Origin of the sequence: Vibrio sp. CB1-14 (assembly GCF_040412085.2) — a bacterium.
Taxonomy (GTDB): domain Bacteria; phylum Pseudomonadota; class Gammaproteobacteria; order Enterobacterales; family Vibrionaceae; genus Vibrio; species Vibrio chaetopteri.
Window position 1 is genome coordinate 2,810,637 of sequence record NZ_CP115920.1, and the last position, 13,046, is coordinate 2,823,682.

Sequence of the window (13,046 nt, forward strand, 5' to 3'; positions counted from 1 at the left end):
TTTTTTATTTTTAGAATAGGTTAGCCCAGTAGGCTCAATGCTGCATTTGGTGCCTGCTTCGCTTGCGCCAGGATTGAGCTTGATGCTTGCGATAGGATTTGGCTCTTGGTCATCGACGTCGTTTCTTTCGCGAAGTCAGTATCTTTAATACGGCTCTTCGATGCGTTCACATTCTCGTTGATGTTATCCAAGTTGTTGATTGCGTGATTGAAACGGTTTTGGAATGCACCAAGTTCGGCACGGTGGCTGTCCACGTATTTTAGAGCTGAGTCTAGGATAGCAACCGATTCTTGCGAACCACCAACAGATGTTACATCAATCGTATCGACCGTGACTGCGTTGCCTGCTTGCATGTCTAGCTCGCCTGCTAGGCCGCCAGAGAAAGCCACTGCGCCATCAACTTTATTGTTACCAGCAAACACTTGCAGCTTACCGTCTTGGTCAACAGAGGCTTTGACTAAATCCGTTTGACCATTGATGTACGTCGCTAACTGCTCAATGTCATCACCTGCTTTAGCGTTAATAGTGATGGATTGCGCATCACCGAAGCTGTCTGTTAGGTCAATCGTTAGGTCGTTAGTACCTGCTGCTACTGTCCAGTCTTTGTCTTTTGCGTTGCCTGCTTGGTAGCTACTGCCACCCATTTGAGCATTGTCAGAACGCATGTCACGAAGGCTTAGCATCACAGCTTCACCATTATCAGCGCCAATTTGGAATGATTGAGTACCATAAGTACCGTTGAGCAGCTTGTTTCCACCGAATGAGGTTGTTTCTGCGATACGGTTTAGTTCGTCGTTTAGTGCTGTTACTTCTTCTTGAATCGCAACACGCTCAGCTTTTGAGTTAGAGCCGTTTGATGATTGAAGTGATAAGTCACGCATACGTTGCAAGATATTGGTGGTCTCGTTCATCGCACCTTCAGCGGTTTGTGCGATTGAGATACCATCGTTAGCGTTACGAACGGCAACATCAAGACCACGGCTTTGCACGTTCAAACGGTTAGAGATTTGTAGACCCGCTGCGTCATCTTTAGCGCTGTTAATTTTGTGACCAGACGACAAACGCTCCATTGAGGTTTGTTGGGCTTGGTTCGCGTTGTTTAGGTAACGCTGCGCTGTCATCGCTGATACGTTTGTATTTACATTCACTGCCATGTTGTTTCTCCAATTGATTTTCCGGTGTAGCGGTTTCCGACGTCTCGGAAAACCAAGTAGTTCTCTCAAAGTTACTTTCTTTATCGTCCTTAAAACCTAACACTTGAGATAAAAAATGAACAAAATTGTGATTTTTTGAGCTATCGAATAGAAGATGTGACAGAAATGGTAAAAAGAAATGTTTTATCAAAAAAAGACTAAAGTTCGACTTTAAACGGTCGATGCCCTTAGCCTTGTAATAGAGTTAACGCCAAGTTCGGCGTTTGTTTCGCTTGAGCTAATACCGTCGTACTCACTTGCTGCAAGATTTGTTGCTTAAGCATTTGAGTGGTCTCTTTGGCATAGTCGGTATCGCGGATACGACTTTGTGATGCGGAAAGGTTCTCTTCCATATTGGCGAGATTATTGATGGTATGGTTGAGACGATTTTGAGTCGCACCAAGCTCTGCTCTGTGGCTATCAACAAACTTCATCGCTTTATCTAGCACGGACACTGACAGTTGCGCGCCGCCGACAGTACCAATGGACATGTCGTTGACGGTCACGACTTGGCCAGTCTGCAAACCGACTTCACTGGCAAAGGTGCCAGAAAAACTCACCGCTCCGGTCACTTTGTCCGAATCAGCGAAAATCTGAAGTTGGCCATTCTCATCCACCGAAGCGGCAAACACATCGGTTTGACCATTAATATAAGTGGCGACCTGCTCTATATCATCACCTTGTTTGAGTTCAATCGCGACAGATTGATTGACACCTTGAGCATCAACATAGCTGAATGCCAGAGCATTATTACTCTGCCCGACTCGCCATTCAGGTGGTGCGCTGTTTCCGGCTTGATACACAGCACCGCCCATGGACAATTGATCTGTTCGCAAATTCGCAAGCCCGACTTGCAGCGCTTCTCCCGATTGAGCACCAATTTGAAACTCTGAACTACCAAACGTGCCATTCAGGAGCTTCCGACCACCAAAGCTAGTAGTCTCTGCGATACGGTTTAGTTCATTATTTAGCGCAACAAACTCTTGTTCTAACGCTTGTCTGTCTTGTGAAGAGTTAGCACCGTTGGCACTTTGCAGAGAAAGATCACGCATGCGCTGTAGGATTTGTGTTGCTTCATTCATCGCCCCTTCTGCTGTTTGCATGATGGAGATACCGTCATTGGCGTTGCGCTGTGCGACGCCAAGCCCACTGATCTGAGCATCGAGTCGATTGGCAATCTGCAATCCCGCAGCATCGTCTTTGGCGCTGTTAATACGATGCCCAGACGACAAACGCTCTAAGGACTGGCTGAGCGCTTTGCTCGCCGCACCTAAGTGGTTTTGCGCCACCATTGCGCTGACATTGGTATTTACAGTGATCGACATGTCGCTTCCAAAAACAGGATGAATTGAATAGCTTAGTTATCGACCAACACTTTGGAAACTTGAGAGATATAGAGAGGAACTCTCAAAGACAAGTGATATGCCTTTGAGAGTATCTTATGGGAAATTGGCTGCGCTTAACCTTTGACGGTTAACGCCGCTAGCATTGTTTGTGACGGAGCAAAGAAGTAAGCACCTGTGACCGCTTTAGTAAAGCGAAGCAATTGATCCGTTTTGCCATCAGTAGCGCCGTACATGCTTTCTAGCATTGCGTCGAAGTTGTGAACCGTATTGCAGTAAGCAATGAACAGAAGACCGTGAGGGCCACTAACCGTGCCGTAAGGCAAGCTATGACGAACGATTTTCAGTCCCTTGCCTTCTTCTTTAATGTCAACTCGACCCACGTGCGAGGCAGCTGGAACATCCTCGAGCTCGATACTGTCTGGCTTAGTACGGCCAACAACTTTCTCTTGCGCAGCAACGTTCAAACGGTTCCAAGCTGGTAGGTTGTGCTCAAAGCGCTGTACCATGACATAGCTACCACCAGCGAACTCACCGTCTGCGACTAGAGCTACCTCAGCACGCTGTTCACCTTTCGGGTTCTCAGTACCGTCAACGAAATCTGTCATGTCTCGCGAATCCATAAAGCGGAAGCCTTGTGTTTCATCGACAATTGTAACGTCTTCAGCGATTTGACCCATTAACTTGCGCAGCAAATAGAAATGCAAGTCGTGGCGGTTCGAGTGACAGTGAGCCAGTACATCCACATCTGACGATGGTGCAAAAATATCGCCCTCACCAAGCTCAGTGAACGGCTTTAGCTCAGACGGCATGGTTTGTTCTAGCTGAGACCAAAAAGAGTGAGAGAAAGCCACAGATAGTGTTAACTGAGCACCGGGCTGAGCTTCATTCAGCTCTTCCACTAACGCGGGTAGCTTCTGAAGGGCATCTAGCACCTGTTGAGCATTCTGATTGACTTTGAGTTGGGTGTATAACGCAAAAGGCTCAGCCTCTGGCGCAATCGCACTTTGTGGTAATGACATTATCTTTCCTCTGTTTTTTCGCTCAGTGTATTTTTTAACAGTTGTTGATTGTATGACCTTGATCAGGAACTTAAGTGATTTTTGCTGGAAGCGCCAAGCTGTCTGCCACACGACGACTGTTGACCAAGTAGATCGCAAACCAAATCAAAGACACCAACGTCACCGCATTAGTCCAAGTAAATTGCCAATGCTGCAAATCAACCAAATAAACGGTGTGTGCGAGCTGAAGTATCACAATAAACAAAGTCACTGGCTTCAACTGACTGACAATGAAGTTGGTGTTTGTTGAGTCGCTTTTTCTGAGCCCAACCAGCCACATTCCAACCACGATAGGTAAGCCCATCGCCAGCCCGAGGTACAGCATAGTATGGTTTGGGTAAACATACTGTAATATGGTACTCCCCTCTTGGCGACTCGCCCCCGCGACGACAAAGACCACCCAAGCACGAATAAGGAACGCCCATCCCAGCCAAAGTAAAATCGGTGTCTTTAACAAGCCGTGTTGATCATATTGTTCGATGCCGTAGCGCATTGTACGTCTCTATTTTTAACTCATATCAAAGTATATGGTGCTAACCCGCGAATCATTCAAGGTTCGCGCAATCATTGTGCTAAGATGCTCGAAAACTCTCGCGCGGAAATAGCATGAAGAACGATAAAACTGCCCCTTCAGTGGAAACTCAGCAAGAAGCAATGAGAATTGCTAAAGCTACCCAAAAGCCAGGGCAAACCAAAGAGCAGACCAAATTAATCGCTCAGGGCATCGAAAAAGGCATTGCTCAATACAAGAAGCAGCAAAAAGAGCGCAAGCGTCAAGCGGATAAAGCGCTCAAGAAACAGAAACGAGCCAAGCAACAGACTCATCAAGAAGCAGTCAACGAGCCGCAACCCACATCAGTAGAAAAAAGCAAATCCCGTCAAGATATGCTGCCATGGGCACTACTTGTCGTAAGCTGGATAGGGTTTATCAGCTATGTCGCGATTTAATCGATTCCTAAGCAAAACAGGATGGGGAATAACGCTCGCTTCTTTTACCTTGTTATCAGGCTGCTCTCAACCTTTTAATCAATTGCAATCCGAGCGAGCTCAGACGGTTGAGGTAAGAGCCGATGCAAACATCGATGTATCTCAATGTCAGTGGAAAGGAGATGTAAGAGGCTCAGAAGGTCATTGGTATACCTACCTCTTCTTTAGCAACAAGTCTCTCACCGAAGGCGCGGTCAACGAAATAAAGAATCAGACGGCGGCTTTAGGTGGTGATACAGTGTTACTGCTCACCCCTGTCGACTTTGAAACCTCAGTTACCCTATTTGGCAGCGCCTATCGCTGCAAAAAATAAAGCCGAAGCTTAGCTTCGGCTTTATTTTTCATTCTCATGCACTTTGGGTTACCGCGCACAATGAGTATACAAACCCTTTTGCAGCGAGGCTATACGCCCAACGTGGTTTCAATATCGTCTTGACGATCAATAACCCACTGGCTGTCAAAAGGCCCCCAGTCTGATAACTGGTAATAACCATCATTGTGTCGACGCCCATCTTGAACAAACATGAGCTCAATGCCGATACCAGGTAGCGCTTTGATAACATCTTGAATGGTACGGCGAGGCCAACCCGTTTTCTCGATTAGTTTTGGCACATTCGGTCTTTCAATGCTCTCGACGAGCAAGGCAAGATAGAGACGACGTGCAAAAACAGGACTCAGTTCCATTGACACCTCCTATTTATGTGCTTTTCCAATATATTGCATTTCCATTTGGCCGTTTTGCGCTCGATCAAGTTCTCGCTCATCGTGTTAATTTCGAAATTCAACAATTTGTAACCTTAAGTGGCGAAAACAAGCATAAAAACTGTGACCACTGACAAGGTTTTGTTTAACACGGCACTTCTTGATAGGATGCTTAGACACAAGCAAGTGTTGAGCGCCAATTTCTATTTCTAAGCGCTCAACACACAATAATAAAGTAAACAGTTCAACGCCCATAAGGAAGTCATCATGGCCACAACGATGTTTGGTATTCCCAACTGCGACACGATTAAAAAAGCAAAAAAATGGCTTGAAGCCAATGAGTTAGACTATCAATTTCACAACTACCGTAAAGATGGTATCAGTGAAGAAATGGTTCGCCAGTTCTGCGAACAACTTGGCTGGGAACAAGTGGTCAATAAACGCGGCACCACCTACCGTCAACTGACTCAAGAGCAAAAGGACAGCTTGAATCAAGAAACGGCGATTTCGCTACTTGTTGAACACTCAGCAATGATCAAACGCCCTATCCTAGATGTGGACGGCACGCTGCATATCGGATTCAAAGCAGAGCAATACCAACAAGTGTTTAGTGTGTAATTTAGCCGCCAAATTAACTCCCTCTCATTAGTAAATTTAGAAACAAGGATCCTCAAGGATGAATGACAGCCCAGTATTGGCTCTTGCAAAAGATTTAATTAGCCGCCAATCCGTGACACCAGAAGACGCCGATTGCCAGAAAGTGATGATCGAGCGCCTAGAAAAACTCGGTTTTGATGTCGAAGTCATGGTATTTGAAGACACCACTAACTTTTGGGCTCGTCGCGGCACACAAGCGCCACTGTTTGCGTTTGCTGGCCACACTGACGTAGTTCCTGCGGGCAATCTCGACCACTGGCATACGCCTCCATTTGAGCCAACTATCATCGACGGTCATTTGCACGGTCGCGGCGCGGCGGACATGAAAGGCTCACTCGCCTGTATGATTGTTGCGGTTGAACGCTTTATTGAGAATCATCCAGATCACACTGGCTCGATTGGTTTCTTAATCACCTCTGACGAAGAAGGTCCGTTCATCAATGGCACTACACGCGTCGTAGACACCCTGATGGCACGCGATGAAATCATCGACATGTGTATTGTCGGTGAACCATCCAGCACGCACAGCGTTGGCGATGTGGTTAAAAATGGTCGTCGTGGTTCCATAACCGGCGATCTAACCGTAAAAGGTACGCAAGGTCACGTTGCTTATCCTCACCTAGCAAACAACCCAGTTCATCAAGCGCTACCTGCGCTAGCAGAGTTAACGGCAACTAAGTGGGATGACGGCAACGAGTACTTCCCTCCAACGAGCTTTCAGATCCCAAACCTGCATTCAGGCACTGGCGCGAGCAATGTGATTCCAGGTGAGTTCAACGTGCAGTTTAACTTCCGTTTCAGTACAGAACTGACCGATGAAACCATCAAGAGCCGTGTCCATTCAACGCTAGACTTGCATGGACTGGATTACGACCTTAAGTGGACGCTAAGCGGTCACCCGTTCCTCACGGATAAAGGTAACCTGCTTGATGCCATCGTTAGTGCGGTAGAAGAAGTGAATCACCATAAACCTGAGCTCCTAACAACCGGTGGCACCTCTGATGGTCGTTTCATCGCTCGAATGGGTGCGCAAGTTGTTGAGCTCGGGCCTGTCAACGCCACCATCCACAAAGTAAATGAGTGCGTGAATGTCGCTGATCTTGAAAAACTCACTGACATGTATGAACACACTTTGATTAACTTGTTCGCTAAGTCCTAAGTCACGTTGAGAGCACTAGGTAGAAGGTAATATGCAGATAGCGCAGCTTGTTGGGCAGTCCACAGATGCCTTGGTTGACACCACAATTGGGAGTAAGTCGTTTTTGGTGCACGAGCAGGTGCAAGCTGACCTACTGACACTAGTGAATGCAGCAAACCAAGCAGGATTTGAGCTATTCCTAGCAAGCGGCTATCGCTCGTTTGAACGTCAACTGACAATTTGGAACAACAAAATGGCGGGCACAACGCCAATTTTGGATCACAACAGTCAGCCGATGGCGTCAGAGCAAATGAATGAGCTAGAGAAAGTTCAAGCGATCTTAAAATGGAGTGCCCTACCCGGCGCGAGTCGCCATCACTGGGGCACGGATTTCGATGTCTACGCTGGTAATTTTCTTCCAAGAGACACTAAGTTACAGTTGGAACCTTGGGAGTATTTAAATGGCCACCAGCGTGAGTTTTACCTCTGGCTTAAAGAGTGCGCACCTTTGTATGGTTTTTTCTTCCCTTATGGCAAAGACCTAGGCGGCGTAGCGATGGAGCCGTGGCATATCAGCCACCGCCAAGCGAGTTCTACTTGCTTAGCGCACTTTTGTTGCAATAAATGGCGACAAGTTTTACAGCAATCGGATATTTTGGGACGTGAGGCGATACTTTCTGAGCTCGATTCCATCTACAATCAATATGTGACCAACATAAACCGTTAAGAGCAGACAATGATTGAATGGCTATTTAACCCTTGGGTAATCATAATCGTGGTACTGGCTGTGGTGATTGGCAACATTGCTGCGCTCAAACACACGGCAAACATGAAGTTTGATCAAAGTGACAAGGTTGATTCGCGTAAGAATCAGCTAGACCGTCTCAACGAGTTAGACAAAAAAAAGTACAGCGACACCCCGAATGATGAGCACAATAAGCCTCAGTAACCTTATCACTGTGGGTTGAAGCCACAGTTTAAACCCGTGTTATGCGCATAAAAAAGGACCTTAACGGTCCTTTTTCGTGAGTCTTGATGAAGGCTATACCTTTATCATTGCTCTTTCTTGATAACTGTCGCGATAAGCGGCTCAAGTGAACGTAGTAAGTTCTCAGCAACAGGTTTACCATCACTGTCGGTCACATTGATCGACGTACGGTTACCTAAATCACCAAACAAGAAAGTATACTCGCCCGGCTCAAGGTCTATAGGCTTAAGACCAACCTCATTCCAGAAGTCATCATCTGGTGACGCATATTTCGCTTTCGCTGTGCCTTGAGACTGGTTGCGCTCTTCAATGGTAAAGCCCATTTTCGGTAGTAGCGTTGGAAGCTCTTGCCACAAGACATTGTATGGCGTACGTGCAATGATGACCGGCAAGCCACTACGGTCTGTACCCATGCTGATTGGGATAGATTTAACCAACTCTTGAGCTCGCAGCGCCGCTTCTTCACGAAGGTCGCGGTCATAACGCGCCGTGACTAAGTTCGTCATCAAAGTGTTGTAACGCTCTTCATTGACGCGGGTAACTGGTTTCACTGAGCCACCTTCACGCCAATCGATCAGCTTCATTTTAAAACCATAACGATTACTGGCCTCAAAACGAGTGATTTCGTAACGGCTGCCAATTTCAACATCTTCGTCTTCCGACACCCAAGATACCCAATCAGTTTCGATGCGATCGTCGGCCTCTTCAACCGCTTGAACATTGATTTCGGCCAGCATGGTTTTCACCGTTGCCCAAACCTTGTCCATTTCATCTTGTTGAAGTAGCCATAGCGTTACTTCTGAGCCCTGTCGTTCTACACGAGCGCCTGGGATCAGCTCTAAGACTTGTTGCGGTGGACGAATATCGACTTCACGACCGATTCCACCAGAAAAGTCACCTTGAGGGATCTCATAGTTAGGGTAAAACTGAGGAGTCGCGCCTTCAGGTAACGTCCAGCTTCTTAGATCTGGTGATTCAAGGTAGTTGAAGTCATCTTTGGCTTCGCGACGGTTTTTCGGATCACTTGAGCACGCGGCTAAAACAATAACAGCTAACGTAGAGACCGCTAGCTGACGTGAAAATTTCATTGATACTCCCTTATATAAGAGGAGCGTATCGCTCCTCTTACTCATACAATTTAGTAAATGCAGGCTTCTGTCAGTGCTTTCGCCACAATCGGTTTCGCATTTTCAGACAGCTCTGTCATTGGCAGTCTCAGGTCGCCATTTGCGATGAGACCCATTTTGTGCGCCGCCCACTTAACTGGGATCGGGCTTGATTCAACAAATAAATTCTTGTGCAGAGTCATCAGGCGCTCATTGATAAGCTTAGCTTCTTCAAACTTACCTTCTAATGCTAAATGCATCATGTTTGCCATGTCTGCTGCTGCGATATTGTTGGTCACAGAGATAACGCCTTTACCGCCCATTTGAACAAAATCAAGGCCAGTCGCGTCATCACCACTTAATAAGATAAAATCTTCGCCACAAAGTTCACGATGAATTTGAACTCGAGACAGATCACCCGTCGCATCTTTCAAAGCAACAATGTTTGAAATCTCTGCCAAACGCGCAACGGTTTCTGGCTGCATATCCACACCAGTGCGGCCTGGTACATTATAAAGAATCTGTGGAATGTCAGTTTCTTCAGAAATCGCTTTATAGTGCTGGTACAAGCCTTCTTGTGTCGGCTTGTTATAATAAGGAGTCACACTCAAGCAGCCTGCAATGCCGACGTTGTTAAATAGACGGCTAAACGTAATCGCTTCATGAGTGGCATTGGCACCAGTGCCAGCAATAATTGGTAAGCGGCCATCAGCGAACTCAACGGTTTTCGCGACGACTTTTACATGTTCTTCAACCGTTAATGTTGCTGACTCCCCAGTTGTACCAACAGCAACAATGCCATCCGTACCCGCAGCAATATGATACTCGACCAGTTTTCGTAAACTAACAAAATCGACTTCGCCATCGGTGGTAAGAGGGGTTATAAGCGCAACAATACTTCCTGAAAACATGGTGATCTCCCTAAATTGATACTTACTGCATGGTACTGTAATGCTATTGATAAACACAAGAGCTGAAAAACAGATCCCATCAAGAAGTGGATGAATAATGTCAGATTTCAGATATGAGGCAGGTGTAAGATGCGCTATTTCGCCTAAAAGGTGTCAGTGGCGGGTTAATTTTGCTCTTGGGCACCCAAGCTGCTTACATAATCGGCACCTTAGCACTCACCACGGGTATTAAGATTTTTGATTTGCGAGAATCGGTTACATCAATCACAAGAGCTTTGCCCATAGCTATGCTAACATATAGCCAACAAGGAACTTAGAGTGACACTATGAATCAGTATTTAGTGATTACCGCAGTTGGCTCAGACCGACCAGGGATCTGCAATGAAATCGTCCACCTCGTTGCCAACGCAGGTTGTAATATCATCGATAGTCGCATCGCCATGTTCGGCAATGAGTTCACGCTCATCATGCTGATATCTGGTAACCCAAGCTACATCACTCGCGTAGAAACCACTTTGCCGCTTTTAGGTCAGGAACATGATCTGATCACCATGATGAAACGTACCTCCAAACACGACTCAATCCCGAATCAATACACTGTGGAAGTGTTTATCGAATCCGAGGATCGCGTTGGGTTAACCGAGGAGTTTACCCAGTTCTTCGCCGATAAAAACATTGGTCTCGCCTCGCTCAGCGCGCAAACCATTGTCAAAGAAAGGGCGGGTACCGACGTTGATCAGTTCCAAATTGCGTTAAGTGCCAACGTCGAAGAAGACTGCAATCTAATGCAGCTTCAGGAAGAATTTGAAGCGCTTTGCAATCAACTTTCTGTAAAAGGGTCGCTAAACTTCATCAGCGGCGGCCACTAAAAATAGCAATTCGATCTTCAAAGGAATTTCAATGAACACATTGACTGCGGGCACACCAGCCCCACAATTTTCACTGCTCGACCAAGATGGTAATACGGTTACTTTGGCAGATTTTAAAGGCAAGAAAGTCCTGTTTTATTTTTACCCTAAAGCGATGACACCTGGCTGTACCGTTCAAGCGCAAGGCCTTCGCGATACCAAAGCAGAGCTAGACGCTCACAATGTGGTTGTTCTGGGCGTGAGCATTGACCCAGTAAAGCGCTTAGGTAAATTTATCGAACGTGACCAACTTAACTTCACGCTATTGTCAGATGAAGACCACGCTGTCGCAGAGCAGTTTGGGGTGTGGGGCGAGAAGAAGTTCATGGGCAAAGTCTATGACGGCCTGCACCGCATCAGCTTTTTGATCAATGAAGAAGGTGTGATAGAGCACGTGTTCAACAAGTTCAAAACTAAGACTCACCACGAAGTTGTATTGGATTACTTGAACAGCTAAACCTTCCGTAAAGTTTGCTTATAGAAAAGCCGCTCTTTTGAGCGGCTTTTTACTATGAATGTTATTTGCTTCTATGTCGCGGGCTGTATTGGGTCATCATGGCTTGGCAGTGCATTCCATACCGCTTTCACAAGCGTCGCCAACGGTATCGCAAAGAACACGCCCCAAAAGCCCCATAGGCCTCCAAACACCAATACGGCAACGATGATCGCCACAGGGTGAAGGTTTACCGCCTCAGAGAACAAGATCGGCACCAATACGTTTCCATCCAGCGCCTGAATGATGCCATAAGCCACCAGCAGCCAGTAGAATTGTGGTGTTAACCCCCATTGGAACAAACCAACGATCGCCACAGGCACAGTGACAGCTGCAGCGCCAATGTAAGGAATAAGTACAGAGAAGCCGACAAGGACAGCAAGCAGTACCGCATAGCGCAAATCTAGAATCGCAAAGGTGATGTAACTGACTGTACCTACAATGAGGATTTCCAGCACTTTACCGCGAATATAATTAGAGATTTGTTGGTTCATCTCAATCCATACTTTGTTGGCTAAGCGGCGGTTTCTTGGTAGCACGCCGCTCGCCATATCCACCATCTCGTCTTTGTCTTTCAATAAGAAAAATACCAACAGCGGTACCAGAATCAAATACACGGCAAGCGCAGCTAAACTCACTAAAGACGCCACTGAACCTTTAACTACGTTCTCACCAAGCAGCAAGACTTTATCTTTAACGTTACTAAAAATAGTCTCGACGATATGCACTTCAGCAAGGTCTGGGTAGCGTTCTGGAATAGACGCCACAAACTGCTGTAAACCGCTGTACATGTTGGGAATATCATTGAGAAGGTTACCGATCTGATTCCATATGGTCGGTACCAAACCAAAGATAGCCATCAGCATCAAACCAATAAACGCTAGAATCACGGTTATGACAGCAACCGTACGCGGTAACCCGAGCTTTCTTAGCTGACTTACCGGCCATTCGAGTAAGTAGGCCAGAACAATCGCAACAAGCAGTGGGGCAATCAAGTTGCCAAAGAAGTAAATGGTGATAAAACCAAATAGCAAAATAACCACCAGACTTACCGCATCTGGATCTGAAAAACGTCGTTTGTACCAACGACGAACCATGTCTAGCATTCGCTATCCTTCTTATTAACTATCGTCATTACGGTAACCTCACCCTGCTGCTGGCACTGCACGTCAGCTTTATGCCTGAGCAGATAATTGCTGCAATCACGAACGGACTGACTGTCTACGATTCGAACCTTTAGTGTCTGGTTGAAGCCGAGTGCTTTATAAGCTCGCTTCACCAAAAGCAACGACATAGGACAACGCTCTTGCTCTAAATCGAGTTCAATGTGCGTCATCAGCTTGTTTTCACTCGTCATCTTGCACACGCAGTATGTGATTTACCTTCAATGCGTCTATTGTAAAGACTTTTTCAGGCATCCCCAACCTGTATGTGTTACAGAACGCCAATTACCTCAGCAATGTATCACCAACAAACAATACCCAAAGTCTATCTTTGTCACGGATAAGTCCTTTTCTAACGCCTATCCGTATGCAAAAATGTTGCCCTAGAGGATATGG

General features: G+C 46.4%; 17 protein-coding genes. 8 read left to right on the forward strand and 9 right to left on the reverse strand.

Going from position 1 to position 13,046, the window contains the following annotated elements:
* Nucleotides 1-20: 20 nt before the first annotated feature.
* The 4 genes from PG915_RS12750 to PG915_RS12765 all read right to left on the reverse strand — a co-directional run bounded on the left by PG915_RS12750 (nucleotide 21) and on the right by PG915_RS12765 (nucleotide 4,090).
* Complete coding sequence (locus PG915_RS12750; protein ID WP_353496851.1) at nucleotides 21-1,154, reverse strand: flagellin; 1,134 nt, start codon at nucleotides 1,152-1,154, stop codon at nucleotides 21-23.
* 227 nt (nucleotides 1,155-1,381) lie between these two features.
* The gene (locus PG915_RS12755) at nucleotides 1,382-2,518 is read right to left on the reverse strand and encodes a flagellin (RefSeq protein ID WP_353496852.1); all 1,137 of its coding nucleotides are present in this window, start codon (nucleotides 2,516-2,518) and stop codon (nucleotides 1,382-1,384) included.
* A 134-nt stretch (nucleotides 2,519-2,652) separates the two neighbouring features.
* On the reverse strand, nucleotides 2,653-3,558 hold the full coding sequence (locus PG915_RS12760) for a Dyp-type peroxidase (RefSeq protein ID WP_353496853.1): 906 nt from the start codon (nucleotides 3,556-3,558) through the stop codon (nucleotides 2,653-2,655).
* Nucleotides 3,559-3,628: 70 nt separating this feature from the next.
* Nucleotides 3,629-4,090: a DUF2919 domain-containing protein gene (locus PG915_RS12765; protein WP_353496854.1), complete on the reverse strand. Its 462-nt coding sequence runs from the start codon at nucleotides 4,088-4,090 to the stop codon at nucleotides 3,629-3,631.
* 113 nt (nucleotides 4,091-4,203) lie between these two features.
* On the opposite strand from PG915_RS12765, the gene PG915_RS12770 reads away from it, so the two are divergent.
* Entirely contained in the window at nucleotides 4,204-4,545 is a 342-nt protein-coding gene (locus PG915_RS12770) for a DUF2956 domain-containing protein (RefSeq protein WP_353496855.1), read from the forward strand.
* Nucleotides 4,532-4,897, forward strand: coding sequence for a DUF4156 domain-containing protein (locus tag PG915_RS12775; RefSeq protein ID WP_353496856.1), 366 nt, complete (start codon nucleotides 4,532-4,534; stop codon nucleotides 4,895-4,897). Before PG915_RS12770 ends, PG915_RS12775 begins: the two co-directional genes overlap by 14 nt.
* 89 nt (nucleotides 4,898-4,986) lie before the next feature.
* Here the strand turns inward: PG915_RS12775 and PG915_RS12780 are convergent, their stop codons facing one another.
* Nucleotides 4,987-5,268 (reverse strand): winged helix-turn-helix domain-containing protein, encoded by a 282-nt coding sequence (locus PG915_RS12780; protein ID WP_042496808.1) that lies wholly within the window; start codon nucleotides 5,266-5,268, stop codon nucleotides 4,987-4,989.
* A gap of 285 nt (nucleotides 5,269-5,553) precedes the next feature.
* Between PG915_RS12780 and PG915_RS12785 the strand changes: the two genes are divergently transcribed.
* From PG915_RS12785 to PG915_RS12800, 4 genes are read left to right on the forward strand one after another with little or no spacing between them, the layout of a single operon-like run.
* Nucleotides 5,554-5,904 carry an ArsC family reductase gene (locus PG915_RS12785; protein WP_353496857.1) on the forward strand — a complete coding sequence of 117 codons (351 nt, stop codon included), beginning with the start codon at nucleotides 5,554-5,556 and terminating at the stop codon, nucleotides 5,902-5,904.
* Between the two features lie 58 nt (nucleotides 5,905-5,962).
* Nucleotides 5,963-7,102 (forward strand): succinyl-diaminopimelate desuccinylase, encoded by a 1,140-nt coding sequence (gene dapE / locus PG915_RS12790; RefSeq protein ID WP_353496858.1) that lies wholly within the window; start codon nucleotides 5,963-5,965, stop codon nucleotides 7,100-7,102.
* Between the two features lie 31 nt (nucleotides 7,103-7,133).
* A complete protein-coding gene (locus tag PG915_RS12795) occupies nucleotides 7,134-7,808 on the forward strand; it encodes a M15 family metallopeptidase (RefSeq protein ID WP_353496859.1) in 675 nt (224 codons plus the stop codon).
* A 9-nt stretch (nucleotides 7,809-7,817) separates the two neighbouring features.
* Nucleotides 7,818-8,030 (forward strand): DUF2897 family protein, encoded by a 213-nt coding sequence (locus PG915_RS12800; protein WP_353496860.1) that lies wholly within the window; start codon nucleotides 7,818-7,820, stop codon nucleotides 8,028-8,030.
* Nucleotides 8,031-8,134: 104 nt separating this feature from the next.
* Here the strand turns inward: PG915_RS12800 and bamC are convergent, their stop codons facing one another.
* A complete protein-coding gene (gene bamC, locus PG915_RS12805; RefSeq protein WP_353496861.1) occupies nucleotides 8,135-9,157 on the reverse strand; it encodes an outer membrane protein assembly factor BamC in 1,023 nt (340 codons plus the stop codon).
* A 50-nt stretch (nucleotides 9,158-9,207) separates the two neighbouring features.
* On the reverse strand, nucleotides 9,208-10,086 hold the full coding sequence (gene dapA, locus PG915_RS12810; RefSeq protein WP_042496796.1) for a 4-hydroxy-tetrahydrodipicolinate synthase: 879 nt from the start codon (nucleotides 10,084-10,086) through the stop codon (nucleotides 9,208-9,210).
* Between the two features lie 326 nt (nucleotides 10,087-10,412).
* On the opposite strand from dapA, the gene PG915_RS12815 reads away from it, so the two are divergent.
* On the forward strand, nucleotides 10,413-10,955 hold the full coding sequence (locus tag PG915_RS12815; protein WP_042496795.1) for a glycine cleavage system protein R: 543 nt from the start codon (nucleotides 10,413-10,415) through the stop codon (nucleotides 10,953-10,955).
* A 31-nt stretch (nucleotides 10,956-10,986) separates the two neighbouring features.
* A complete protein-coding gene (gene bcp / locus PG915_RS12820) occupies nucleotides 10,987-11,451 on the forward strand; it encodes a thioredoxin-dependent thiol peroxidase (protein ID WP_353496862.1) in 465 nt (154 codons plus the stop codon).
* 71 nt (nucleotides 11,452-11,522) lie between these two features.
* Here the strand turns inward: bcp and PG915_RS12825 are convergent, their stop codons facing one another.
* Both PG915_RS12825 and PG915_RS12830 read right to left on the reverse strand, forming a co-directional pair.
* Complete coding sequence (locus tag PG915_RS12825) at nucleotides 11,523-12,593, reverse strand: AI-2E family transporter (protein ID WP_353496863.1); 1,071 nt, start codon at nucleotides 12,591-12,593, stop codon at nucleotides 11,523-11,525.
* Entirely contained in the window at nucleotides 12,587-12,844 is a 258-nt protein-coding gene (locus tag PG915_RS12830; protein WP_353496864.1) for a sulfurtransferase TusA family protein, read from the reverse strand. The genes PG915_RS12825 and PG915_RS12830 overlap by 7 nt, the downstream gene beginning before the upstream one ends.
* Nucleotides 12,845-13,046: the final 202 nt, after the last annotated feature.

Bases quoted from the DNA above. Each gene is read 5' to 3' on its own strand.
- PG915_RS12750 (WP_353496851.1), bottom strand. From the start codon at position 1,154: ATGGCAGTGAATGTAAATACAAACGTATCAGCGATGACAGCGCAGCGT.
- PG915_RS12755 (WP_353496852.1), bottom strand. From the start codon at position 2,518: ATGTCGATCACTGTAAATACCAATGTCAGCGCAATGGTGGCGCAAAAC.
- PG915_RS12760 (WP_353496853.1), bottom strand. From the start codon at position 3,558: ATGTCATTACCACAAAGTGCGATTGCGCCAGAGGCTGAGCCTTTTGCG.
- PG915_RS12765 (WP_353496854.1), bottom strand. From the start codon at position 4,090: ATGCGCTACGGCATCGAACAATATGATCAACACGGCTTGTTAAAGACA.
- PG915_RS12770 (WP_353496855.1), top strand. From the start codon at position 4,204: ATGAAGAACGATAAAACTGCCCCTTCAGTGGAAACTCAGCAAGAAGCA.
- PG915_RS12775 (WP_353496856.1), top strand. From the start codon at position 4,532: ATGTCGCGATTTAATCGATTCCTAAGCAAAACAGGATGGGGAATAACG.
- PG915_RS12780 (WP_042496808.1), bottom strand. From the start codon at position 5,268: ATGGAACTGAGTCCTGTTTTTGCACGTCGTCTCTATCTTGCCTTGCTC.
- PG915_RS12785 (WP_353496857.1), top strand. From the start codon at position 5,554: ATGGCCACAACGATGTTTGGTATTCCCAACTGCGACACGATTAAAAAA.
- dapE (WP_353496858.1), top strand. From the start codon at position 5,963: ATGAATGACAGCCCAGTATTGGCTCTTGCAAAAGATTTAATTAGCCGC.
- PG915_RS12795 (WP_353496859.1), top strand. From the start codon at position 7,134: ATGCAGATAGCGCAGCTTGTTGGGCAGTCCACAGATGCCTTGGTTGAC.
- PG915_RS12800 (WP_353496860.1), top strand. From the start codon at position 7,818: ATGATTGAATGGCTATTTAACCCTTGGGTAATCATAATCGTGGTACTG.
- bamC (WP_353496861.1), bottom strand. From the start codon at position 9,157: ATGAAATTTTCACGTCAGCTAGCGGTCTCTACGTTAGCTGTTATTGTT.
- dapA (WP_042496796.1), bottom strand. From the start codon at position 10,086: ATGTTTTCAGGAAGTATTGTTGCGCTTATAACCCCTCTTACCACCGAT.
- PG915_RS12815 (WP_042496795.1), top strand. From the start codon at position 10,413: ATGAATCAGTATTTAGTGATTACCGCAGTTGGCTCAGACCGACCAGGG.
- bcp (WP_353496862.1), top strand. From the start codon at position 10,987: ATGAACACATTGACTGCGGGCACACCAGCCCCACAATTTTCACTGCTC.
- PG915_RS12825 (WP_353496863.1), bottom strand. From the start codon at position 12,593: ATGCTAGACATGGTTCGTCGTTGGTACAAACGACGTTTTTCAGATCCA.
- PG915_RS12830 (WP_353496864.1), bottom strand. From the start codon at position 12,844: ATGACGAGTGAAAACAAGCTGATGACGCACATTGAACTCGATTTAGAG.